The following is a 21,199-nucleotide window of genomic DNA, read 5'->3' on the forward strand; positions in this document are numbered from 1 at the left end:
CCGGGTGAACGGGAGTTGCGCGGTTCACAGGATCGATCGGGCCAGCGCCACCGCGCCCTCGACGGGCGGCACTTGGATGGGCCACGGCCGCGCCCCCGGCACCCGCTCGGCGAGCGCTGCGGTGAGGGCGTCGTACAGGCGGGGCTGGGCGAGGACGGTGCCGCCCGAGACCACCACGTCGTCGACGGGGACGCCGCGTTCGGCGAGCCGTACGACGAGCGAGGCGAGGGACTGTCCGGCCTCGGCTATCACCTCGCGCGCGAGGAGCGATCCCGCGTCTGCCGCGGTGAAGACGACGCGGGCGTGGCGCCCCCAGTCGGCGGAGACGTCGGAAGCGCTTTCCAACGCGGCGCCGAGCGCGGGCACTTCGGACACACCGAAGGCCTCGACGAGTCCCAGGGCGAGTGGGTCCGGAGCCTCGCCGCGGTCGTGTGCGGCCCAGGCGGCGCGGGCCGCCTCGCGGACGAGTCCGGCGGCGCCGCCCTCGTCGCCGAGTACGGCGCCCCAGCCGCCGACTTGGAGGCGGCTGCCGTCGGAGAGCAGGCCCACCGCGACGGAGCCGGTGCCGGCGACCAGGCCGACCCCCTTGTCCAGTCCGACGGCGGGGACGAGCAGTTCGGCGTCCCCCACGACGAGTGCGGGCACTCCGAGACGTTCTTCCAGGGCGGCCCGGATCTCGGCGCACTGGCGGGGGGTCTCGCACGCGTGCCCGCCCACGGCGACCGCGGAGGGGCGCGCGTGTGCGGGCAGGGCGTCATGGACGAGTGCGGTCAGCCAGTCGGCGGCGGTCGCGGGGTCGTGCGGCCGCCAGCCGCTGCTCGCACGGATGTGGTCGGCGACGACATCCGCGCCCGCGCAGGCGCGCAGATGTGTCTTGGTGCCACCCACGTCGATGCCGACCACGAGGGGCGTGAAGTCCTGCACGGAACCTCTTTCGTCGTTGCGCTGTGCTGCGACGGTGGGCGAACCGTGTCCGGGGAACGGAAGTTGACGCACTAGGGAAGCCCCGGGACGGGCTTCTGACGGACCACGGCAGGCGAGTACCGTGACGTTCGTTAGGAAGTTAACTAACGAAGTACAGTGCGTCAAGAGTCATCGCGCACTCGGCCACGGGGACCACTGTCCGGGCCCGCGTGACGTCAGGACATCCCGTCGCCGCATCCCACGGACACCCTCAGGGACGCGGCCTGTGAACTGGGGGAAGTGTGGAACACGTCGTGGCGCAGGCGTCTCGGCTGACCGAGAGCGCGAGCGCGGTGTTCGAGGTGCTGGCCAGAGCCGGCAGCGCGACCCGGCCGCAGCTCGCGACCCTCGCGGGCCTGTCCAAGCCGACGGTGTCCGCCGCCGTCGTGGAACTGGAGAACGTCCGGCTCGCCGCCCACTCCGGCACCGCCTCCGGCGGCACGGGACGCAACGCCGCCGTATACCGTCTCGGCCCGGCCGCCGGCGCCGTACTCGCCGTCGACCTCGGCCCCGCCCTCACCCGGGTGCGCGGCTGCGCCCTTGACGGCACCCTGCTGGCGGAGGCCACCGAATCCCGGGAGGACGCCGCCGACGCCGTGCGCGAGGCCCTGGACGCGCTCCCTGCCGGCACCCCGCTGCGCACGGTCGTCGTGGCCGTCGGTGATGTCGCCGCGCGGGACCGGGCGGGCGCCGGGATGCGCCCCGCGACCGCCAAGGCGGGCCCGGTGTTCGACGCCATGACGGTCGCCCTGCCGCCGGGCGTGCCCGTCCACCTGGAGAACAACGTCAACTGCGCCGCCCTCGCCGAGCTGCACGAGGGCGCCGCCCGGGGCCGCCACACCTTCGGCTATCTGCGGATCGGCGTCGGTATCGGTCTCGGCATCGTCGTCGGCGGCCATGTGCTGCGCGGCGCGAACGGCGCGGCCGGTGAGCTCGCCCGGCTGCCCTACCCCTGGGACGACGCCGTGGAACCGCGCCGTGAGGCCCTGGAGGAGTACGTCGGCGCGCGCTCGCTGCTGCGTCGGGCCGCCGCGGCCTGGCGGGCCGACAAGAACGCGGACGGGCCGTGCCCCGGCACCGCGGACCAGCTCTTCGCCCTCGCCCGGCAGGGGCACGGCACGGCGGGTGCCCTGGTCGGCCGGCACGCCGCCGACGTGGGCAGACTCGCCGCGGCCGTGGCCGCCGTACTGGACCCGGGACTGATCGTCCTGGGGGGCAGTACGGGCGCGGACCCGCAGCTCCTGCCCGGAGTGCGGACCGAGCTGGGGCGGCTGAGCTGGCCCACCGAGGTGGTCAGCAGCACGGTCGGCGATCTCGGCACCGTGGTGGGCGCCGCGCGGCTCGCCGTCGCCAGAGGAGTCCAAACCGTGACCGATGGTGCGGGGGCGAAGGATTGACGGCCTCCGACTCAGTCTGCCAATGTCCGGACAAGCGCTTTCTAAGTCGGTCGGGACACCGGCTTGGGGTGAGCCTCCCAGCCCGTACGCGAAGTACGGCAACCGCACGAGGGCGTGCCCGTGCGGTGACGGCCAGGACGGCCGGGGATCCAGCCCCGCGTGGACGACGTGGCCGGGCGAGGCCGCGCCCCGGAAAGCGAACTTTCTTGCAAAATGCACCCGTGCCGCATCGGTCGGCGCCGTGCTCCGTCTCCTACGACGAAAAAGGGATCGAAGATGACCACTGTGGGTGTGCGGCGCTCTAGCCGACTCGGCCGCGGCGGCATGCGCCGCCTGGTTCCCCTCGCTGCCGCGACCGCGGCAGGAGCCCTGTTGCTCTCGGCCTGTGGGTCGGGGTCCGGCTCCGGCGGGACCTCCAAGTCGCTGACCTTCTGGATCTCCACGGTTCCGGGGCAGGACGCGGGCTGGAAGAAGCTGGTGGCGCAGTACAAGAAGGAAACCGGCGTCAGCGTCAAGCTCGTCAACATCCCCTACGACGGGTACCCGACGAAGCTGCACAATGCCGCGCAGGCCAACTCCCTGCCCGACGTGGCCGACGTGCCGGCGCTGGACCCGATCTGGTCGAGCAAGCTGATCGACCTCAAGTCCATCGCCAACAACAAGGCGAACAACATCAACGCCAACTTCCTCGCCAAGGACTCGTCCGGCAAGGTGCTGGCCATCCCCTCGGACGTCACCGCGTCCGGTCTCTTCATCAACAAGTCGCTGTTCGAGAAGGCCGGCGTCGCCGTCCCGGCCTCGCCCTCGGACACCTGGACCTGGACCGAGTTCATCGCGGCGGCCAACAAGGTCCGCGAGAAGACCGGCGCCAAGTACTCCCTGACCTTCGACCAGTCGCCGTCCCGGCTCCGCGCCATGGTGTACGAGATGGGCGGGAAGTACGTCCACGCGGACTCCTCCGGCAAGTTCTCGGTGGACGACGCGACCAAGAAGGCCGTGAAGTACTTCGTCGGACTCAACGACGACAAGACCATGCCGAAGTCGGTGTGGACCAGCGGCGCCGACCCGTCCGCCATGTTCCAGAGCGGTGACGTCGTCGCCTACTGGTCCGGTGTCTGGCAGGTCGCCTCCTTCGCGGACAGCATCAAGAAGTTCGAGTGGGCGAGCGTCCCGACCCCCGCCCAGCCGGTGCAGGCCAGTGACGTCAACAGCGGCGGCATGATGGTGGGCTTCAACAACAACGGCGCCGCGTCCACCGCCGCGCAGAAGTTCCTGGCCTGGGTGTACACGCCCAAGCAGTACACCGAGCTGGTCCAGGCCTCCGGGTTCCTCCCGGTCGAGAGCGGCCTGAACCCGAAGTACCCCTTCAAGTCGGCGGCGGCGCAGGCGGCGTTCAAGCTGTACAACCAGGAGATCCCGCTGTACGCCCCGATCTCGGGCTACTTCAACGGCGCGCAGACGGCCTGGGTGCTGAAGGGCAAGAGCCTCGCCACCGACCCGACCAAGACGGAGCTCGGCAAGGCGATCAACGGCCAGCAGTCGGTCGACAAGGCCCTGACCAACATCGTGGACGGCTACAACACGGCGGTCGGCGGCTGATCGTAGGCCCAAGGGCCCGGGCGGCGGTCGAGACACCGCCGCCCGGCCCTGGCCGCCCACGTGATGCCGGGCTCACGGCGTGAGCCCACAGCAATCCATCCACCAGCACGGAAGTCAGGAAGATGACAAAAAGCGCCGCGGACGTGTCCGTGAGGCCGCCCAGGAAACGACGCAGCACCTACACCCTCGCGCCGCTCGTCCTCATCGCGGCCAACGTCGTGCTCTTCGCGTTGTTCTTCGTGTGGCCGGCGGTGATCGGGCTCGTCTACTCCTTCACGAACTACACCGGTGTGGGGGCGTTCCAGTTCATCGGACTGGACAACTACCACAACCTGTTCGGGGACTCCACCTTCTACGACGCGCTGACCCGGACGCTGCTGTACGCCGTGCTCTTCGTGCCGCTGAACTTCGCGCTCTCGCTGCTCGCCGCCAACCTGGTGGTGAGCAAGAACGCCAAGGGTGCGTCCGTCGCCCGTGTCATCTTCTTCATCCCGTGGCTGCTGTCGCCCATCGTCGTGGGTGTCCTGTGGCGGTGGCTGTTCGGCGAGAACTTCGGACTGGTCAACTACGTCATCGAGAAGTTCGGCGGGTCGGCCGTTCCGTGGCAGTCGAACGCGGACCTGTCGCTGATCGTGGTGGTGTTCGCGGCGTCCTGGGCCTGGACGGGCTTCTCGATGCTGCTGTTCATCGCCGCGATCAAGAACGTGCCGGTGTCGTACTACGAGGCGGCCTCGCTCGACGGCGCCGGCCCCTGGCGCCAGTTCATCAGCATCACGCTGCCGAGCATCGCGCCCACCTCGTTCATCGTGATCCTGCTCAACACGATCAACGCGATGAAGGAATACCCGGTGTTCGTCTCCCTCAACAACGGCGGACCCGGAACGTCGAACAACCTGCTTGTCCAGTACATCTATCAGACCGGCTTCCAACGGGGCCAGATCGGCTACGCGAGCGCCGCATCGTTCGTGCTCATGCTCATCCTGATGGCCGTCGCGATCATCCAGCTGATCGTCAACCGGCGGGTGGAGAACCGATGACAACCACAGACATGCCGCGCAAGGTCGACGCCGGTTCCGGACGGGCCGTTTCCAAGAAGCGACCCCGTGGTGCGAGCAGTGGTGGGCTCCGACGGGCCGTACCCGCGACGACGTTGCTGTGGGTCCTGGCGTGCCTCTACGGGCTGCCGGTGCTGTGGTTCGTCCTCAGCTCCCTCAAGCCGGCCAGCGACCTGTTCTCCTATCCGCTGACCTTCATTCCGCACAACCCCACCCTGTCGGGTTACACCGCGGCGTGGCGCAGCGCCAACTTCTCCCAGTACTTCATCAACACGGCCCTCGTGTGCGTGATCACGACGATCCTCACGGTGGGCGTCAGCTGCTGCACCGGGTACGCGCTGGCCAAGTACGACAACAAGTGGCTCAAGGCGTTCTTCATCTGCATCCTGGCCACCACGATGCTGCCGTCCGAGGTCATGCTCGCCCCCGAGTTCCTGGTGGTCCGCAACCTCGGTCTCTACAACTCGTTCGCCGGCATCATCCTCCCGGCCGTGCTCACCGCGACCGGCTGCTTCATGTTCCGCCAGTTCTTCATCACGGTCCCCGACGAACTCGTGGAAGCCGCACGCATCGACGGTGCCCGCGAACTGTCGATCTTCCTGCGGATCATGGTGCCGCTCTCCCGGCCGATCATGCTGACCCTCGCGATCCTGTCCTTCCAGTGGCGTTGGAACGACTACATCTGGCCGCTGCTGATGCTGAACGACCCGAACAAGTTCACCGTGCAGATCGGCATCCAGAGCATCGTCGGCGCGCAGAACATCAACTGGTCGGTGCTGCTGGGCGCTTCGGTCATCTCGATGATCCCGCTGATCGTCATCTTCCTGGTGTTCCAGCGCTACGTCATGGGCGCCGACATCAACGCCGGCCTGAAGGACTGACCTTGTCCACCCCGCTCGACCACGAGTTCGTCCGCGCGGTGGCCGACGCCGCCGACCGGTCGGCCGCCCCGCTGGCGGCCGACCCCGACGGGCAACTCGCCGGTGTCACCCACCGTGCCCTGGCCCGCCGGGTGAAGACTCTGGTCGCGGCATACCGCTCCCCGGACTCGTCGCTGCACGGCAGCGGGCATGCCGTGGTCGCCGCGACGGCCCACCTCGGCGCTCTCTGGGCCGCGCAGACCGCCACGGGCCTCTTCGCGGGCGGCGACAACGTGCAGTCACCGCCGGACTCCGCGTTCACCGTCAACGACGTGTGCGACGCGTACGTCCTCGCGGCGGGCGCGGGTCCGGAACTGCGCGACGTCACGGCCGTGCTCGCCGAGATCGCCGGCGCCGCCTCCGCCAGTCTCCTCACCGGCGGGGTGCACACCCCGAACCACCGCTGGGAACTGTCCGCGGCGCTGGCCCGCCTGCACCGGTCGTTCCCCGACGGCCGGCTGCTCGACCGCGTCGAACAGTGGCTCGCCGAGGGCGTCGACATCGACGCGGAGGGCCTGTACTCGGAGCGCAGCGCCGTCTACGCGTCCATCGTGACCAACCCGTCGCTGCTGTTGCTGGCCGAGGTGCTCGGGCGTACCGACCTGCTGGACGCCGTCGAACGCAACCTCGCCGCGACCCTGGACCTCATCACACCGGACGGCACGGTGGAGACTGTCCACTCGCGGCGCCAGGACCAGAGGCTTTCGTTCGCGCTGTGGCCCTACCTGCCGCACTACCGGCTGCTCGCGATCCGCACCGGCCGGGGCGACTTCGCCCGCGCGGCCCGTCTGGCGGCCGCCGACGGCATCGAGGACCCCGACCTGCTCGCCCAGACCCTCCTCACCCCGGATCTGTGCCGCGCCCTGCCGGCCCCGGACGCGGAGAAGCTCCCGCGCGACCGGTACCTCCCCACCGCACGCCTCGCCGCACACGTCTCGGCCACCGCGCACACCGTGGTGTACGGCGGCTCCGACGTGCCCGAGCACCGGCGCATCCGCTCGGGCCTCGCCTGCAACCCCACCTTCCTGCGCCTGTTCGCGGGTGCCGCCGTCCTTGACGCGGTCCGCCTCTCGCGGGTGTTCTTCGACCTGGGCCCGTTCCGTGCCGCCGACATGGAACAGCTCGCCGACAACCGGTACCGGCTCACCCAAACCCTCACAACCGCCTACTACCAGCCGCTCCCGAAGGACCGGAGGCGCGACGACGGCGCCTACCGCCTGGTGGACGAGGGCCGCTTCTCCGCGGCGATGGCCTTCCCCGACCGCCCTGAGGACGAGGTCTCCCACACGACCCGGGTCGAGGTCGACCTGCGGGACGACGGTGCCGACCTGCGGATCGACATCAGCGGACCACAGGTGCCCTGGGCCCTCGAACTGACCTTCCGGCCGGGGGGAGTTACAGACGGCGCCATACCCATCGGCGACGGACGCTGGTGCCTGACGACCGGACCGATGACCTACCGGGCCGGTGACGACGAGATCCACGTCGAGGTCGCCGTCGAAGCAGGCGAACCCCTCGCCGGACCGGACCGCAGCGACGTACTACGGTACGACCCGGGGCAGGACTACACGGTGGTGGGCGGCACCGACGCGACGACCGGGAACCGCGTCTACCTCGGTGGACTCGGCCCCCAGACACTGAGCGTCGCACTGCGCGCCCACCGCACCGCACCTGCCTTCTGACCCCGACGACCCACGCCATGGCCACCTCAGGCATGAAGGGCTGATCCACCCGTGCACCTCCTCCACCAGCGCGGCCCGCTGCACCACCTCCCCGACACCCCGGAGGCCTACGACGCGGTCCTCGCCGACGTCGTCGAGCAGGCCCTGCGCCGCATCACACCGGACGGCAACCTCGAACACCCCGACTGCTACGACGACATCGGGGACACCTCGCTCGGGATCACGTCGCTGCTGGCCTTCGCCTGGCAGCGCGCCAAGGACCCACGCCTGCCGGACGCGGTGCGGCACAGCCTCGCCTTCTTCCTCCGGGAGCGCGTCTACACGGACGACAACCCCGGCTACCCGAACCTGAAGGTGCGCAACTCCGGTCTCCCGTACGCCCGTTACGTCCTGGAGGCGGGCGCGCACCCCATCGGTGACTGGCCGAGCACGGTGTGGGCGCTGCTCCAGGCGGTCAACATCCTCGATGCGGCGGACGGACTCGTCGACGACGAACAGCGCACCGCGGTCGTCGAGTTGGCGCACGGCTACTGGCGCTGGCTCACCGAGGCGACCTTCTTCAACCCGCAGGAGGCCGGCAACCAGGCGATCGGCTGCGTCGTCGGCGGGCTGATGCTGGCCCGCCATCTCCCTTCGGGAGAAGGGGAGTTGGTGCGCGAGCGCGCGCTCGCCGTGTACGGCGACGAGATCCGCGCCCACCGCGTGAGCGACCGGGGCGCCCTGCTGCCCCCCGAGCACGGCGGCGCGTACGACAACAACTACGGCCCGATCTCCCTCTCCTTCCTCGCGCAGGCCCACATCGTCAGCGGCGAGGACGTCTTCGCCGAGGACGGGGAGGCGCTGGCCCGCTACATCGACGCACGCCTCACGAACGGCGGCTTCGACAACGGCGGTCCGCGCTACAGCGAGCAGCACTCCGCCTTCGAATCCGTCCTCGGTCTGCGCTACTTCGGCAGCCGTATCGGCTCCGACATCGGCCGCTACCGGGGCGACAGCCGCTGGGCCCGGCACGCGGTCAAGCCCGACGGGGGAGTGGACGGTCACTTCGCCTGGATGCTCGTCTGGCAGATCCAGGACAGCACGCGCTGGCACCGCACACCGTCGACGGAGCCGACCCGCCATCAACTCCGGGCCGGGACAGTGTCGGTGGCCTTCGACAGCAAGATGACCCCGTCAGTGGCCGAGGCCGACGGCACCTACTACCTGCCCGCGGCCGTGAACCGTCAGCACGGTTTCGGCCCGGTTCTCGACGGCTTCCTGTTCTGCCGCCCGATGGGCGAGGTACGGGTCCGGGACGTCCGCGCCGACGGACTGACCGCCAAGCTGGTCACCAAGCCGGTCGTCGGCCGCGACCACGTCCTGCGGCACATCCAGTCCCTGTACGTCACCGACGGCACGCGCCTGTGGACGACGGTGGCCGTCGAACGGCTCGACGGAGCACCGTACTTGCTGGCCGGGCTGCCCTACGCGGCGGACGACGGCGACCGGGTGCGCAGGACGGCCGAGGGTGACGTCGCTTCGGCGGGCGCCCTGCGCCTCACCCACCCGTCCGGCGAGGGTGCCGACCACTTCGACGCCCGCTCCGAACTCTCCCAGCAGGAGGCGGCGTTCGTACTCGCCGCCGACCCGCGCGGCTACGGCAATCCCGACGAGGGTTGGAGTCACCTGGTCACGTCGACGGCACTGGAGGCCGATCCGGCACCGGGTGCGCCGGAGCACCTGCACGTGTTCGCGGTCCGGTACGGACCCGGAGCCGGGCCGCTCACCGCCGAGTTCGAGAGTGGCGAGAACGGTGAACTCACCGTCCGCACCGAGGCGTTCACCGCGGTGATCGGGCACGCGACGGGCGACGCCCACGGGGAACCGGGGCTGACGCTCCACGCGTGAGCCCTCAGACGCGGGGCACGTCGTACGGCGCAGGCAGCGCGGCAGGGGGGATCACCAGATCCGCCCGGCCGCGCGTCGTCGCGACGAGCTCGGCGTTGCGCTGGTCCGTGCCCGACACCCAGGCCACGGCGGTCTCGTGGTCCTTGCCGAACTCCTCGTGCCGGGCGACGAGTCGCCGTACGCGTTCGTCCTCGTCGGTCGCGCAGAACCACACCTCGTCCAGGCACGGTCGTACCCGCGCCCATGAACCCGCCTCCAGCAGCAGGTAGTTGCCCTCCGTCACCACCAACCGATCTGTGGGCAGCACCGGGATCGCACCGGCGATCGGCTGCTCCAGCACCCGCTCGAAGCCCGGCGCGTACACCACCTCGTCGGGCTCCTCGCGCACGCGTCGCAGCAGTGCCGCGTAACCGGCCGCGTCGAAGGTGTCGGGGGCGCCCTTGCGGTCGCGGCGGCCGAGCCGCTCCAGTTCGACGTCGGCGAGGTGGAAGCCGTCCATGGGGACGTGCGCGACCCACGGTTCGCCGGTGCCGTTCAATGCCCGGACCAGATGCTCGGCGAGGGTCGTCTTGCCCGCGCCCGGACTGCCGGCGATACCGAGGACAGCACGTCGGCCGGGGGTGGCGAGAGCGGTGGCACGGGTGAGGAGGTCGTCGAAAGTCAGCGGCACACGGAGAGTGTGCCATCCGTCTCGGATGCCGTGCCGGGGCGATGATGTGCCGAAGATCGGGGAGTCGGGTCAGCAGAGAGACCATGGAGTGGGGGACAGGAACAGGAGCCGTCCATGCCCGACGACGCGACACAGATCCGCGCCCTGATCATCGGGTGGGCCGAGGCCGTCCATCGCGGGGACATCGAGGGCGTGTTGGCGGACCACACCGAGGACCTCGTCATGTACGACGTCCCGCCGCCCCACACGGGCATCCACGGCCTCGCCGCCTACCGGGCCACCTGGCCGCCGTTCTTCGCGTGGCAGGCCCGGGGAGCCCGCTTCGACATCGACTCCCTCGACATCACGGCCGGCACGGATGTCGCCTACGCCCACGCCCTGCTCCGCTGCGGCACCCCTGAGGACTTCGCCGCAGACCCGGCACTGCGCCTACGGCTCACTTTCGGCCTGCGCAAGGAGCGGGGCCGGTGGCTGGTCGCGCATGAACACCACTCGTTCCCGCACGACTGACATCGACAGGGTGCTCAGGACGCCTTGCTGATCAGCTCGTCGGCGACCCAGTGCGCGACCTCGGCGGGGTAGGGCGCGGGCAGCCCGAGCACGATGTGGTGGAAGCCCGCGTCGATCGCCTCGCGGATCGCGTCCCGGGTGGCCTCGGGCCTGTCGTACGACGCGGACAGGTGGATCGAGCGCGTGACGGAGGCGGGGTCGCGGCCGATCTCGGCGCAGTAGCGGTCGAGAAGCGCGCTGCGGCTGATGACGTCCTCGATGTCGCCGCCCGGGATGTTCCACAGGTCGGCGTGCTCGGCGACCACGCGCAGCGTCGCGGCCGAGCGTCCGCCGATGAGGATCGGCGGGTGGGGGCGCTGGACGGGCTTGGGGCTGCCGAACGCTCCGGTGAGCTGGTGGTGGGTGCCGTGGAAGTCGAAGGGCTTCTCCTCGGTCCACAGCCGTCGGATCACCGTGCAGGCCTCGGCGAGGCTTCCCACCGCGTGCGCGGTGTCGTGGAAGGGCAGGCCGTGGGCCTCGTACTCGCGCCGGGCCAGCGGATGGTCCGGGCGTGAGCCGACACCGATGCCGAAGTCGAGGCGTCCGCCGGAGACGATGTCCACGGTCGTGGCGATCTTGGCCAGCAGCGCGGGCGGTCGGAACCGGTTGCTGGTCACCATCACGCCGAGCCGCAGCCGGCGGGTCTGCGTGGCGAGGGCCGAGAGCAGTGTCCAGCCCTCGAAGGCCGGTCCGTCCGGGTCGCCGCCGATCGGCATGAGGTGATCGAACAGCCAGGCGTGCTCGATCTCCGGGACGGTGTCGGCTTCCTGCCAGACACGGAGGATGTCGGAGTAGTCGACCTGCATGGGTGCGGTCATGATTCCGAAGCTGGTCCGGGATGTACGGGGCATGGCGCCTTCCGTCCTTCGGCAACGCGTGGTGGCAGGCATGGCTTGGTCGTCCGGCTTCGGCTCTGGCATCATGAGCAAGCGGAACGTCGTTCCGGAAAACGATACGGAACGCCGTTCCGTTTAGCAAGCTCGAGTGGTGGAGGAACTGCGCGGTGAGCGACAACCAGGCGGACGCGGGCGGCGCGGTCCAGTCCAAGCGGGCCGACGCCCGACGCAACAAGGAGACCCTGCTCGACGCCGCCGCCAAGGTCTTCGTCGCTTCCGGTGTCGATGCGCCGGTGCGGGACATCGCGCGCGAGGCGGGCGTCGGGCTGGGCACGATCTACCGCCACTTCCCGACGCGCGCGGACCTCGTCATCGCCGTCTACCGGCACCAGGTCGAAGCCTGCGCGGAAGCCGGCCCGGCACTGCTGGCGAGCAACGCCAGTCCGTACGTAGCGCTGCGGGAGTGGATCGACCTCTTCGTCGACTTCCTGGTCACCAAGCACGGACTCGCCGCGGTCCTGCGGTCCGACAGTGCCGGTTTCGAAACGCTGCACACCTACTTCCTCGACCGCCTCCTGCCCGTGTGCACCGAACTGTTCGACGCGGCCGTCGCCGCCGGCGAGGTCCGGTCCGACCTTTCGGCCTACGAGGTGATGCGCGGCGTCGGCAACCTCTGCGCCGGTGCGGAGGGCGACGACCGCTACGACGCGCTCCGGCTGGTCGATGTCCTCGTCGCGGGCCTGCGGCGCTGATCCCGGCCTCGTTCATGTGCGGGTGACCGGTACGTCACTTCTTGCTCATCCGGCGCTGAGACGTTCGCTCCGTCGGAAAAGTTGGCTATACAACTTGGCGAGAGAGTGATGGAGATGTCACAGTCCGTAGAAGAGCTGCCGCTCACATGGCTGCGGGACAACTGCCCGTGCCCCCGCTGCCGCGACCCCCGCAACGGGCAGAAGCTGTTCCAGATCACCGAGTTGCCGGCCGACCTGGCGCTCGACGCCGTACGGCACACCGCCGACGGCGTCGAGGTCGACTGGGCACCCGACGGACACCGGTCCGCGTACTCCACGCGGTGGCTGACAGCCAACCGGCCCGACGCCGGGGACGGTCCCGGCGACCGGCGCGGCGAGACGGGCAAGACCCTGTGGGCCGCCGCCGACCTGAACGGCCGTCTCCCCGAGGCGAGTTGGGCGGAGTACCTGACCGACCCCGTGACCAAGGCGCGGATGCTGGAGTCGGTTCTCGGGCTCGGCTTCGCGTTGCTGCGCGATGTGCCGTGCCGCGAGGGTCAGGTGCTGGAGGTGGCGGAGACCTTCGGCTACGTCCGCGAGACCAACTACGGGCGGCTCTTCGACGTACGCGTCGAACCGGACCCCAACAACCTCGCCTTCACCGGCGCCCGGATCACCCCGCACACCGACAACCCGTACCGCGACCCGGTGCCCACCCTCCAACTCCTGCACTGCCTGTCCAACGCGGCGGCCGGCGGAGACTCCGGTCTGGTGGACGGGTTCAAGGCCGCCGCGCTGCTGCGGGCCGAGGACCCGGAGGCGTTCGCGGTACTGACCCGCACCCCCGTGCCGTTCCGCTTCAGTGACGCGCACACCGTACTGGCCGCCGACCGACCGCTGATCGACGTGGACGGCCGCGGCCGCATCCGCGAGGTGCGCTTCAACAACCGTTCCATCGGCACCCTGTTGCTGCCCGCCGACGACCTGGAGGCCTTCTACCGGGCCTACCGCGCCTTCGCCGAGATCACCCTGCGCCCCGAACTCCAGCTGGAGTTCCGGCTGTTGCCCGGCGACTGCCTGATCTTCGACAACGTCCGGCTGCTGCACGCGCGTACCGCCTTCGAGGAGAGCGGCGCCCGCCACCTCCAGGGCACCTACGCCGACCTCGACGCGCTGGCCGGCACGTTGGCCGTACTGCGCCGCCAACGGGCCGTAGCGGGTGAGGAGTTCATGGACGGGCTGGCCGAACTCTTCGAGGGGGAGGGCGCGGGTGCCTACCTCGGCGAGCAGGTGACCATGGCACAGCACATGCTCCAGGCCGCGTCCCGGGCCGAGGAGGCGGGGGCGCCTGATGCACTGATCGCCGCCGCGCTGCTGCACGACCTTGGCCACTTCCACGGACCGGTCAGCGGCGCGGAGTTGATGGAGGAGGGCATCGACAACCGGCACAGCCACACCGGGGCGGACCGGCTGGCCGAGTGGTTCGGTCCCGAGGTCACCGAGCCGATCCGGCTGCACGTGGCCGCCAAGCGGTACCTGTGCGCGGTCGAGCCGGGCTACTTCGACCGGCTGTCGCAGGCGTCGGTGTACACACTGGAGGTGCAGGGTGGTCCGATGTCTCCGGCCGAGGTCTGCGCGTACGAGGCGAATCCCCACGCGGCCGACGGGGTCGCGGTGCGCCGCTGGGACGACGAGGGCAAGGACCCCGGGGCGCCGACCCCGGACTTCGCGCACTTCCGGCCGCTCCTCACGGCTTTGCTGCGGAAGGACTGACCAGCGACTGACCGGCAGGTCCGACTCAGGTGTCGCCGGCCGGGCGGCGGGCCAGCGAGCCGGACGCGGCCGAACTGTGGACCGTGAAGGCCACGGTCTCCGGAAGGTACCGGTCCTCCGACCACTCGATGGGAGTGCCCGCCGGATCGGTGCTGCACCGCCGCTCGCGCAGCAGCGGGTCGCCCGGCCGACAGCCGAGCAGCCGGGCGTCCTCGTCGTCGGCCCGGCACAGATCGATGGTGTGCTGGGCGTCCGCGAACAGCACGCCCGACTCCTCCAGGGCCACGGTGTGCGACACGGTGTCCGGGGGCAGCGCGGCGATCAACTCGCCCACGGCGGACGGATATACGGTGCGCTCGACCATCACCGGTCGCCCCGCGAGCGTGCGCAGCCGCCGTACCTCGTAGATCTCGGCGCCTGCGGGCAGTCGCAGGTGCTCGCGCTCGGTCGGGTCGGCGGGCCGGGTCTCCGCGGCGACGATCCGGCCGCCCGGCTCCTCGCCGGTCGAGCGGGCCCAGCGGGTGAAGCTGAGAAGTTCGCCGAAGCTCTGCGGCCGGGGTGTTCCGATCACGACCCGTCGGGTGCCGCGCCGCGAGGCGATCAGGCCCTCGGTGCGCAGCAGGGCCATCGCCTGGCGGACCGTGCCACGGGAGACTCCGTACCGTTCGGCGAGCTCGCCCTCGGCGGGCAGTCGTCCGCCGGAGCCGTAGCGGCCCTCGCCGATCTCGCGACCCAGGTCCGCCGCGACCTTCCGGTACATCGCCGTGGGCCTGCCCGCCCCGGCCGGGCCGTCGGTCACCGTGCGCGTCTCCCCAGGTCCATCGATCGTCAGTCGCGCTCGGCGTTCTTCTTGTTGTTCTTGATCCGCTCGGCTTCCTTGCGGACCTCGGCCTGGGTGGCGCGCTCCTTCTCCAGCCACTCGGGACTGTCCTTCTTCAGGGTTTCGATCTGCTCGGTGGTGAGGGGTTCGGTGACCCCGCCGCGTGCGAGACCGGCGATGGACACGCCGAGCCTGGCCGCGACGACCGGGCGCGGGTGCGGGCCGTTGGCGCGCAGCTCGCGCAGCCACTCGGGCGGACTGGCCTGCAGCTCGTTCAGCTCGGCGCGGGAGACATCACCCTTCTGGAACTCGGCGGGGGTGGCCTCAAGGTACACACCCAGCTTCTTCGCCGCCGTGGCGGCCTTCATCGTCTGGGTGGTCTGGTGCGAACTCATACCGTCAAGAGTATCGACCGCGTACGAGACCTCCGACCACGGCGGGTAACCTTGCGGGGTGACAGGCTCGGAAGCAACCCCCACGTTCCGGCTCGCGTACGTCCCCGGGGTGACGCCCGCCAAGTGGGTGCGGATCTGGAACGAGCGCCTGCCCGACGTCCCCCTGACCCTCATCCCGGTCCCGGCCGCCGAGGCATCCGATGTGTTGCGGCGCGGCGAGGCCGACGCCGGACTCGTACGGCTGCCGGTCGACCGTACGGTGCTCAGCGCGATCCCCCTCTACACCGAGGCGACCGTGGTCGTGGCCCCCAAGGACCACGTCGTGACGGCGGCCGAAGAGGTGTCCCTCGACGAACTCGCCGACGAGGTGGTCCTCCACCCCCTCGACGACGTCCTCGACTGGGAGCAGCCGCCGGGGGAGCCCGCGTTCGAGCGTCCCGCGACCACCGAGGACGCCATCGAGCACGTGGCGTCGGGCATCGGCATCCTCTACGTCCCTCAGTCCCTGGCCCGGCTGCACCACCGCAAGGACCTCACCTACCGGACGGTCGTGGACGCCCCGCAGTCGGACGTAGCCCTGTCCTGGCCCGAGGACGCGACCACCGAGCTGGTCGAGGACTTCATCGGCATCGTCCGAGGCCGCACGGTCAACAGCACCCGGGGCCGCACCCCGACCCCCGCCCAGCCGAAGACGAAGGCGAAGCGCGCCGAAGCCCCCGCGCGCCGCAAGCCCGCCGCCGGAAAGGGGACCGGCAGAACAGGAAACACCGGCAAGAACCCTCGCGGCTCCTCCGGCGGCGCCAAGGGAACCAAGCGCGGCAAGCCCCGGGGCCGCTGACAGCCGACGCGGTCCGCTCAGGCCGACCTCGGCGCCTCCGCCTACACGAGTACTCCCGCCAGCATTCGGAACAGATCGCCGGTCGCGTCGGCCGCGCCGAGCGCGGGCAGCGCACCCAGGGCGAGGACGGCCGCCGCGAGGGGCCACAGACGTGGGGGCGGGGTTGTCTGCAACGCCGCGATCCGGCGGGTGACGGCACGGTCGGTGAAGTTCAACGCGCAGGCGGGGCGGGCGCGTTCGGTGCTGAGAGCGGCGCGGGCCAGGGCGCGGGCGGTGGTCGCACGGTCGCCGACCGCGTCCGCGGCCTGTTCGTCCGCCCACCGTTCGACGAGGAACGCGACCGTGGAGCGGACGGGCCGGAGCAGTGGGTTGGCCGCGGCGGCGAGTGTCGCCGAGGTCACCAACAGCGCGTGCCGGTGGGCGAGATGGGCGCGTTCGTGGGCGAGCAGGACGCGGCGTTCCGCCGGTTCGAGGGCGCTCAGCATGCCGGCGGTGACCAGAATCCGGCCCGGCCGACCGGGAATGGCGAACGCCTGCGGCTCGGGGGAGGCGGCGACGATCAACTCGGTGTCCGCCGGGTGCCCCTCGCACAACCGCCGCAGTGCGCGCCGCGTACGGCGGTCGGCGCCCACGGCTCCCTGGACGGACACGACGAGCACGGCGAGGGCGATACCGGCCGCGACCCCGATGACCTCGGGCACCGGTTCGGCCAGCCGGTGTCCGTCCTGCCGGGCCTCGGCGACGACCGGCGGAGCATCGCCGACGAGCGTCGCGGCCAGCAGGAACAGGGACCAGCAAGTGGCCGCGGCGGTCACCACGGCGGCGGTCGTCAGCACCCGGGCGGCCAGCGCCGGGGCGACCCGCCTGCCGATCGCCGGGCTGATCGCGGCGAGCAGCACCGACAGCAGCAACGGGGTGTAGACGTCGAACCTCATCCCGCGCCCCCGGCCAGCAGGTCGCGCAGGGCCCTCTCCTCCTCGGGGCGCAGACCTGTCACGAACTGCTGCAGCGCCGCGATCGGGTCCGGGCCCCGGTCCAGCGCCTCGCGCATCGCCTCGGCGGTCAACTCGGCCGCGTTCTTCGCCGGCCGGTAGGCGCCGCGCCGCCCGTCCGCGTCACGCAGGACGAGCCCCTTGTCGTAGAGCCGCTTGAGGATCGTGTGCACGGTGTTGTAGGCGAGGGGCCCGTCGATCTCGGCCTGGATCTCGGCCGGTGTCAGGGGCCGGTCGGTCGCCCACAACGCGGCGAGGACCTCGCTCTCCAGCTCACCGGCACTGCGCCGTTCGGCCCGCGCCTGCGGGTCTGTGCCAGCCATGGCCGCCACCTTACAGCGTGTAGGGCGCGGTGTGCCTACCGTTGACGCTCTGACCTGGCTCTTCTGCCTGGTCGGGGTCGATCGATGCGTCTGGGGGCTGGGCGGTGGGCTTGATGAGTGCCGTCACGGAGCAGGAGGAGGACGAGGCCACCAGCCGTGGCTTTGATCCTGACGTCCGGATCCGGTCCGGCCCCGATCGCACTGGTCAAGCTGCTCGGAGTGGCTGCCCACGGAACTCGCCGCTCACCACCGACTCGCTCTGCGCCCGCCGCCCGTACTCCGCACCCGCTGTCAGGTCTGCGTGCGCAGCTGATGCTCGTACGCGAAGATCACGACCTGCACCCGGTCTCGGAGCCGCAGTTTGGTGAGGATGCGGGTGATGTGGGTCTTGACGGTGGCCTCGGTGAGGAAGAGGCGTTCCGCGATCTCGGCGTTCGAGAGGCCTGCGGCGATGAGGTGGAACACCTCCCTTTCGCGGGCGGTGAGTTGGGCGAAGCGCGCGCCCGCGTCGTCGGCGTGGGGCCAGGGCGCGATCTGGGCGAAGCGGTCGACGAGACCGCGGGTGATGCGCGGGGTGAGGACGGCGTCGCCGGAGGCCACGGCCCGGATCGCCGCCTGCAGCACGGCCGGGACGACGTCCTTGAGGAGGAATCCGCAGGCTCCGGCACGGAGGCCTTCGAAGGCGTATTCGTCGAGGTCGAAGGTGGTGAGGATGAGAACGCGCGAGGCTGTGCCGGAGGTGATGCGCCGGGTCGCCTCGATGCCGTCCATGACCGGCATGCGTACGTCCATGAGGACCACGTCCGGCAGGGCGCGTCGCGCGAGTTCGACGGCTTCGTCACCGTTGGCGGCTTCGCCGACGACGGTGATGCCCGGCATCGTGTCGAGGAGGCTGCGGAAGGCCATGCGGACGAGGGCCTGGTCGTCGGCGAGCAGGACCGAGATGGTCATCGCGGTTCCCCCAGCTTCAGTTCACCGGAGACGGCCCATCCGGAGCCGGTGGGTCCCGCCCGGAGGGCACCGTCGAACATCGCGACCCGTTCCCGCATGCCTGTCAGCCCGTTGCCGGCACGTCTCTCGGCGCCGGTTCCAGGGGCCGGTCTGCCGTCGTCGGTGACGCTGAAGCCGACCAGGTCACCGTCGCAGTGCAGGACGACGTCCACCGTCGACGCGTTCCGGGCGTGCTTGACGACGTTCGTGAGTGACTCCTGCAGGATGCGGTACACCGTCGTCTGCGCCTCCGCGCTCAGGGTCTCCGGGCTGCCGGTCCGGGTCAGCCGGACGTCCAGGCCGGTGCCGCGAGTCTCGTCCACCAGGGCCTTGAGTGAGCCGAGGTCCGGCTGCGGGGCCCGTTCGCCACCGTCGTCGGCCCGCAGGACGCCGAGGAGCCGGCGCATTCCGGCGAGCGACTGCCGACCGGTCGACGCCGCCTGGAGCATCTTCTCGCGGGCGCCGTCCGGATCGGTCGCGGTGGTCGCGGCGGCGGCCTCGGAGAGGGCTACGACGACGACCAGGCCGTGGGCGACGATGTCGTGCATCTCCCGTGCGATTCGGGTGCGTTCGGCCGCCGCGGCGAGCTGCGCCTGCTGGGCGCGCTCCTGTTCCAGACGCTCCGCGCGGTCCTCGATGGAGGCGAGATAGCGGCGCTGGGCCCGCACGGTGGTGCCGAGGAAGAACGCCGCGGCGCCCAGCCCGCTGAGGATGACGAACGCGTCGTTGACGCTCGCGGCCGGGGCGAACCGCACCGCGACCAGGACGACGCCGAGCTCGACGGCCACCGCGGCGGTGAGCGAGTGCCGCAGACCGCGGTGCGCGGCTACGGCGTAGAGCGCGACGAGCACCGCGAACTCGGAGAACGAGACCGTGCCGAGCGCCCAGGTCGCCATCGCCACGCCCCAGCAGAACCAGAACACGGCGACCGGAGCCCGGCGGCGCAGCAGGAGGGGGCAGATCACGGTGATCGCCAGCACCCAGTCCAGCACCCCGGACCGGTTGTAGAGCAACTCGTGCGACGCGGCGACGGCGCACAGGACGGGCGGCCCGAGGAGCAGGACGAGCGACAGCGACGGGCGGGCCCGCGCCGGTCGGCGCGTCGGCTGGAGGTGCTTCACCCTGCCGACATTACGGAAGGCCGGCCCCGGCGGCGTCAATCGAAGGTCTTACATCCGCCGGAAAGTGACCACCATCGTCGGATGTGCCGGTCCCGGTCGCGCTTTTACCGTCACGCCATGGAAAAACGACCAGCGACCATGGCCATGAAGGTGCCGGAAATCACCCTCATATTCTGGATCGCGAAACTGTGCACCACCGGATTCGGTGAGTCCTTCTCGGACTACGTCTTCTTCAACGACTACATCGGACAGCACACTGCCATGCTCATGGGCCTCGGCCTGCTTCTCGTGTGCCTGGCCGCGCAGATCACGACGAGGAAATACATTCCGTGGGTCTATTGGCTGGCGGTGACGGCCGTCAGTATCTTCGGGACGATGTCGGCAGACTTCCTGAACAAGGATCTGGGAATGCCGCTCTACGCCTCCACGCTGATGCTGGTGACCTTGCAGATCGCTGTCTTCGCCGCCTGGTACGCGTCACAACGGACGCTGGACGTGCACAGCATCAACAACCGTCTGCGGGAGCTGTTCTACTGGCTGACCGTCCTGTGCACTTTCGCACTGGGAACAGCCGCGGGTGATTTCGCGGCCGTGACCCTGGGGCTCGGGACCTTGGCCTCGTCCTTCGTCTTTCTGGGGATCATTCTGATTCCGGCGGCCGGCTATCGGTGGTTCCGGCTCAACGAAGTCCTGGCTTTCTGGTTCGCCTACACCATCACCCGTCCCCTGGGCGCCTCCGTCGCGGACTGGCTTTCGGTACCCGCCCCTTATGGGGACGGAATTCAATTGGGTACCGGACCCATCAGTCTGGTCCTCGGGATTCTCCTCGCGGGAGTCATCGTGCTGATCGGATCACGACACCGCCGCTCCGACTCCCTGGAAGCCGCACCTCCGGAGACAGCCGCCGAGGTCCGTTGACCACGTCTCAGAGCTCCAGGCGGTAGCCGTGCCCCCGCAGGGTGGTGATGCGGGGCAGGCTGCCGGCGCGAGCCGAGGTGTCGGCGGCCTCGGCGAGGCGCCGGCGCAGGCCGGCCATGGTGACGTCGAGGGTCTTGGTGGAGCCGAACCAGTTCTCGTCCCAGACCTCGGCCATCAGGGTCTCCCGGGAGACGGCCTCCCCGGGATGCTGGGCGAGGACGGCGAGCAGGTCGAACTCCTTGGGCCGGAGCGGGACTTCCTCGCCGTGGAGCATGCAGCGGCGAGCCGAGACGTCGAGGACGAGGTCGGCCAGGCGGACGGGTTCCCGCGGCGGCGCGGTGACGGTACGGCGGCGCAAGTGGGCCCGGAGCCGGGCGAGCAGCACGGAGAGGCTGAACGGTTTGACGAGGTAGTCGTCGGCTCCGGCGTCCAGCCCGGCGATTACGTCGATGTCGTCGGTGCGGGCGGTGAGGACGATGATCAGCAGGTCGGGTCGGCGGGTGCGCAGGGCGCGGGCGACGTCGAGGCCGTCCATGTCGGGCAGGCCGAGGTCGAGCAGCAGGACGTCGTACGAAGACTGGGTGGCCTCGGTCAGGGCGGCGGAGCCGGTGCGGCTCCAGGTGGGCGCGTAGCCGTTGCCGCGCAGGCCGTCCCGAAGATGGCGGCCGATGGTGTCGTCGTCCTCGACGACCAGGACGCGGGGTCGGCCGTGGTCGGCGGTGACGGGCAGGCGCATGGGC

At 70.6% G+C, this 21,199-nt stretch carries 21 protein-coding genes; 11 read left to right on the forward strand and 10 right to left on the reverse strand.

Annotated elements, in window-relative coordinates; genetic code table 11:
• Window positions 1-24: 24 nt before the first annotated feature.
• Window positions 25-924 (reverse strand): N-acetylglucosamine kinase, encoded by a 900-nt coding sequence (locus tag OO70_RS00190; RefSeq protein WP_043662335.1) that lies wholly within the window; start codon window positions 922-924, stop codon window positions 25-27.
• 293 nt (window positions 925-1,217) lie between these two features.
• Here OO70_RS00190 and OO70_RS00195 point away from each other — a divergent pair, with 293 nt between their 5' ends.
• The 6 genes from OO70_RS00195 to OO70_RS00220 all read left to right on the forward strand — a co-directional run bounded on the left by OO70_RS00195 (window position 1,218) and on the right by OO70_RS00220 (window position 9,503).
• The gene (locus OO70_RS00195; protein WP_234336643.1) at window positions 1,218-2,360 is read left to right on the forward strand and encodes an ROK family protein; all 1,143 of its coding nucleotides are present in this window, start codon (window positions 1,218-1,220) and stop codon (window positions 2,358-2,360) included.
• Between the two features lie 276 nt (window positions 2,361-2,636).
• The gene (locus OO70_RS00200) at window positions 2,637-3,959 is read left to right on the forward strand and encodes an ABC transporter substrate-binding protein (protein ID WP_043662340.1); all 1,323 of its coding nucleotides are present in this window, start codon (window positions 2,637-2,639) and stop codon (window positions 3,957-3,959) included.
• Window positions 3,960-4,081: 122 nt separating this feature from the next.
• Window positions 4,082-4,996 carry a carbohydrate ABC transporter permease gene (locus OO70_RS00205; protein ID WP_043662342.1) on the forward strand — a complete coding sequence of 305 codons (915 nt, stop codon included), beginning with the start codon at window positions 4,082-4,084 and terminating at the stop codon, window positions 4,994-4,996.
• Window positions 4,993-5,895 carry a carbohydrate ABC transporter permease gene (locus OO70_RS00210; protein ID WP_043662344.1) on the forward strand — a complete coding sequence of 301 codons (903 nt, stop codon included), beginning with the start codon at window positions 4,993-4,995 and terminating at the stop codon, window positions 5,893-5,895. The genes OO70_RS00205 and OO70_RS00210 overlap by 4 nt, the downstream gene beginning before the upstream one ends.
• 2 nt (window positions 5,896-5,897) lie before the next feature.
• A complete protein-coding gene (locus tag OO70_RS00215; RefSeq protein WP_043662347.1) occupies window positions 5,898-7,616 on the forward strand; it encodes a hypothetical protein in 1,719 nt (572 codons plus the stop codon).
• Between the two features lie 51 nt (window positions 7,617-7,667).
• A complete protein-coding gene (locus OO70_RS00220; RefSeq protein WP_043662349.1) occupies window positions 7,668-9,503 on the forward strand; it encodes a hypothetical protein in 1,836 nt (611 codons plus the stop codon).
• Between the two features lie 4 nt (window positions 9,504-9,507).
• Here OO70_RS00220 and OO70_RS00225 read toward each other — a convergent pair whose 3' ends face one another.
• Window positions 9,508-10,173 carry a nucleoside/nucleotide kinase family protein gene (locus OO70_RS00225; protein ID WP_043662351.1) on the reverse strand — a complete coding sequence of 222 codons (666 nt, stop codon included), beginning with the start codon at window positions 10,171-10,173 and terminating at the stop codon, window positions 9,508-9,510.
• A gap of 114 nt (window positions 10,174-10,287) precedes the next feature.
• On the opposite strand from OO70_RS00225, the gene OO70_RS00230 reads away from it, so the two are divergent.
• Complete coding sequence (locus tag OO70_RS00230; RefSeq protein ID WP_043662353.1) at window positions 10,288-10,683, forward strand: YybH family protein; 396 nt, start codon at window positions 10,288-10,290, stop codon at window positions 10,681-10,683.
• Window positions 10,684-10,697: 14 nt separating this feature from the next.
• Here the strand turns inward: OO70_RS00230 and OO70_RS00235 are convergent, their stop codons facing one another.
• Window positions 10,698-11,573 (reverse strand): LLM class flavin-dependent oxidoreductase, encoded by an 876-nt coding sequence (locus OO70_RS00235; protein WP_043662354.1) that lies wholly within the window; start codon window positions 11,571-11,573, stop codon window positions 10,698-10,700.
• A 152-nt stretch (window positions 11,574-11,725) separates the two neighbouring features.
• Between OO70_RS00235 and OO70_RS00240 the strand changes: the two genes are divergently transcribed.
• Window positions 11,726-12,310 (forward strand): TetR/AcrR family transcriptional regulator, encoded by a 585-nt coding sequence (locus OO70_RS00240; protein ID WP_043662356.1) that lies wholly within the window; start codon window positions 11,726-11,728, stop codon window positions 12,308-12,310.
• 114 nt (window positions 12,311-12,424) lie between these two features.
• Window positions 12,425-14,062 carry a 2-trimethylaminoethylphosphonate dioxygenase gene (tmpA, locus tag OO70_RS00245; protein WP_234336644.1) on the forward strand — a complete coding sequence of 546 codons (1,638 nt, stop codon included), beginning with the start codon at window positions 12,425-12,427 and terminating at the stop codon, window positions 14,060-14,062.
• Window positions 14,063-14,087: 25 nt separating this feature from the next.
• Here tmpA and OO70_RS00250 read toward each other — a convergent pair whose 3' ends face one another.
• Window positions 14,088-14,861 (reverse strand): GntR family transcriptional regulator, encoded by a 774-nt coding sequence (locus OO70_RS00250; protein ID WP_234336645.1) that lies wholly within the window; start codon window positions 14,859-14,861, stop codon window positions 14,088-14,090.
• Between the two features lie 29 nt (window positions 14,862-14,890).
• Window positions 14,891-15,277 (reverse strand): DUF5997 family protein, encoded by a 387-nt coding sequence (locus OO70_RS00255; protein ID WP_043662362.1) that lies wholly within the window; start codon window positions 15,275-15,277, stop codon window positions 14,891-14,893.
• A 58-nt stretch (window positions 15,278-15,335) separates the two neighbouring features.
• On the opposite strand from OO70_RS00255, the gene OO70_RS00260 reads away from it, so the two are divergent.
• Entirely contained in the window at window positions 15,336-16,115 is a 780-nt protein-coding gene (locus OO70_RS00260) for a LysR family transcriptional regulator substrate-binding protein (RefSeq protein WP_043662364.1), read from the forward strand.
• A 41-nt stretch (window positions 16,116-16,156) separates the two neighbouring features.
• Here the strand turns inward: OO70_RS00260 and OO70_RS00265 are convergent, their stop codons facing one another.
• The 4 genes from OO70_RS00265 to OO70_RS00280 form a co-directional block, all read right to left on the reverse strand.
• Window positions 16,157-17,050 carry a M56 family metallopeptidase gene (locus tag OO70_RS00265; protein WP_043662366.1) on the reverse strand — a complete coding sequence of 298 codons (894 nt, stop codon included), beginning with the start codon at window positions 17,048-17,050 and terminating at the stop codon, window positions 16,157-16,159.
• Window positions 17,047-17,430 (reverse strand): BlaI/MecI/CopY family transcriptional regulator, encoded by a 384-nt coding sequence (locus tag OO70_RS00270; protein ID WP_043662368.1) that lies wholly within the window; start codon window positions 17,428-17,430, stop codon window positions 17,047-17,049. Before OO70_RS00270 ends, OO70_RS00265 begins: the two co-directional genes overlap by 4 nt.
• 291 nt (window positions 17,431-17,721) lie before the next feature.
• Window positions 17,722-18,381, reverse strand: a complete 660-nt coding sequence (locus OO70_RS00275) for a response regulator (protein WP_043662369.1) — start codon at window positions 18,379-18,381, stop codon at window positions 17,722-17,724.
• Window positions 18,378-19,541: a sensor histidine kinase gene (locus OO70_RS00280; protein ID WP_051740399.1), complete on the reverse strand. Its 1,164-nt coding sequence runs from the start codon at window positions 19,539-19,541 to the stop codon at window positions 18,378-18,380. Before OO70_RS00280 ends, OO70_RS00275 begins: the two co-directional genes overlap by 4 nt.
• A 117-nt stretch (window positions 19,542-19,658) precedes the next feature.
• Between OO70_RS00280 and OO70_RS00285 the strand changes: the two genes are divergently transcribed.
• The gene (locus OO70_RS00285; RefSeq protein WP_043662371.1) at window positions 19,659-20,459 is read left to right on the forward strand and encodes a COG4705 family protein; all 801 of its coding nucleotides are present in this window, start codon (window positions 19,659-19,661) and stop codon (window positions 20,457-20,459) included.
• Window positions 20,460-20,466: 7 nt separating this feature from the next.
• Here the strand turns inward: OO70_RS00285 and OO70_RS00290 are convergent, their stop codons facing one another.
• Window positions 20,467-21,195, reverse strand: a complete 729-nt coding sequence (locus OO70_RS00290; protein ID WP_043662372.1) for a response regulator transcription factor — start codon at window positions 21,193-21,195, stop codon at window positions 20,467-20,469.
• Between the last annotated feature and the right edge of the window lie 4 nt (window positions 21,196-21,199).

This window comes from Streptomyces xylophagus, from assembly GCF_000716435.1.
Lineage (GTDB): Bacteria > Actinomycetota > Actinomycetes > Streptomycetales > Streptomycetaceae > Streptomyces > Streptomyces xylophagus.

Coding starts and splice junctions, on each gene's coding strand:
- OO70_RS00200 (WP_043662340.1), top strand. CDS start 2,637: ATGACCACTGTGGGTGTGCGGCGCTCTAGCCGACTCGGCCGCGGCGGC.
- OO70_RS00205 (WP_043662342.1), top strand. CDS start 4,082: ATGACAAAAAGCGCCGCGGACGTGTCCGTGAGGCCGCCCAGGAAACGA.
- OO70_RS00210 (WP_043662344.1), top strand. CDS start 4,993: ATGACAACCACAGACATGCCGCGCAAGGTCGACGCCGGTTCCGGACGG.
- OO70_RS00230 (WP_043662353.1), top strand. CDS start 10,288: ATGCCCGACGACGCGACACAGATCCGCGCCCTGATCATCGGGTGGGCC.
- OO70_RS00235 (WP_043662354.1), bottom strand. CDS start 11,573: ATGCCCCGTACATCCCGGACCAGCTTCGGAATCATGACCGCACCCATG.
- tmpA (WP_234336644.1), top strand. CDS start 12,425: ATGTCACAGTCCGTAGAAGAGCTGCCGCTCACATGGCTGCGGGACAAC.
- OO70_RS00255 (WP_043662362.1), bottom strand. CDS start 15,277: ATGAGTTCGCACCAGACCACCCAGACGATGAAGGCCGCCACGGCGGCG.
- OO70_RS00265 (WP_043662366.1), bottom strand. CDS start 17,050: ATGAGGTTCGACGTCTACACCCCGTTGCTGCTGTCGGTGCTGCTCGCC.
- OO70_RS00270 (WP_043662368.1), bottom strand. CDS start 17,430: ATGGCTGGCACAGACCCGCAGGCGCGGGCCGAACGGCGCAGTGCCGGT.
- OO70_RS00275 (WP_043662369.1), bottom strand. CDS start 18,381: ATGACCATCTCGGTCCTGCTCGCCGACGACCAGGCCCTCGTCCGCATG.
- OO70_RS00285 (WP_043662371.1), top strand. CDS start 19,659: ATGGAAAAACGACCAGCGACCATGGCCATGAAGGTGCCGGAAATCACC.
- OO70_RS00290 (WP_043662372.1), bottom strand. CDS start 21,195: ATGCGCCTGCCCGTCACCGCCGACCACGGCCGACCCCGCGTCCTGGTC.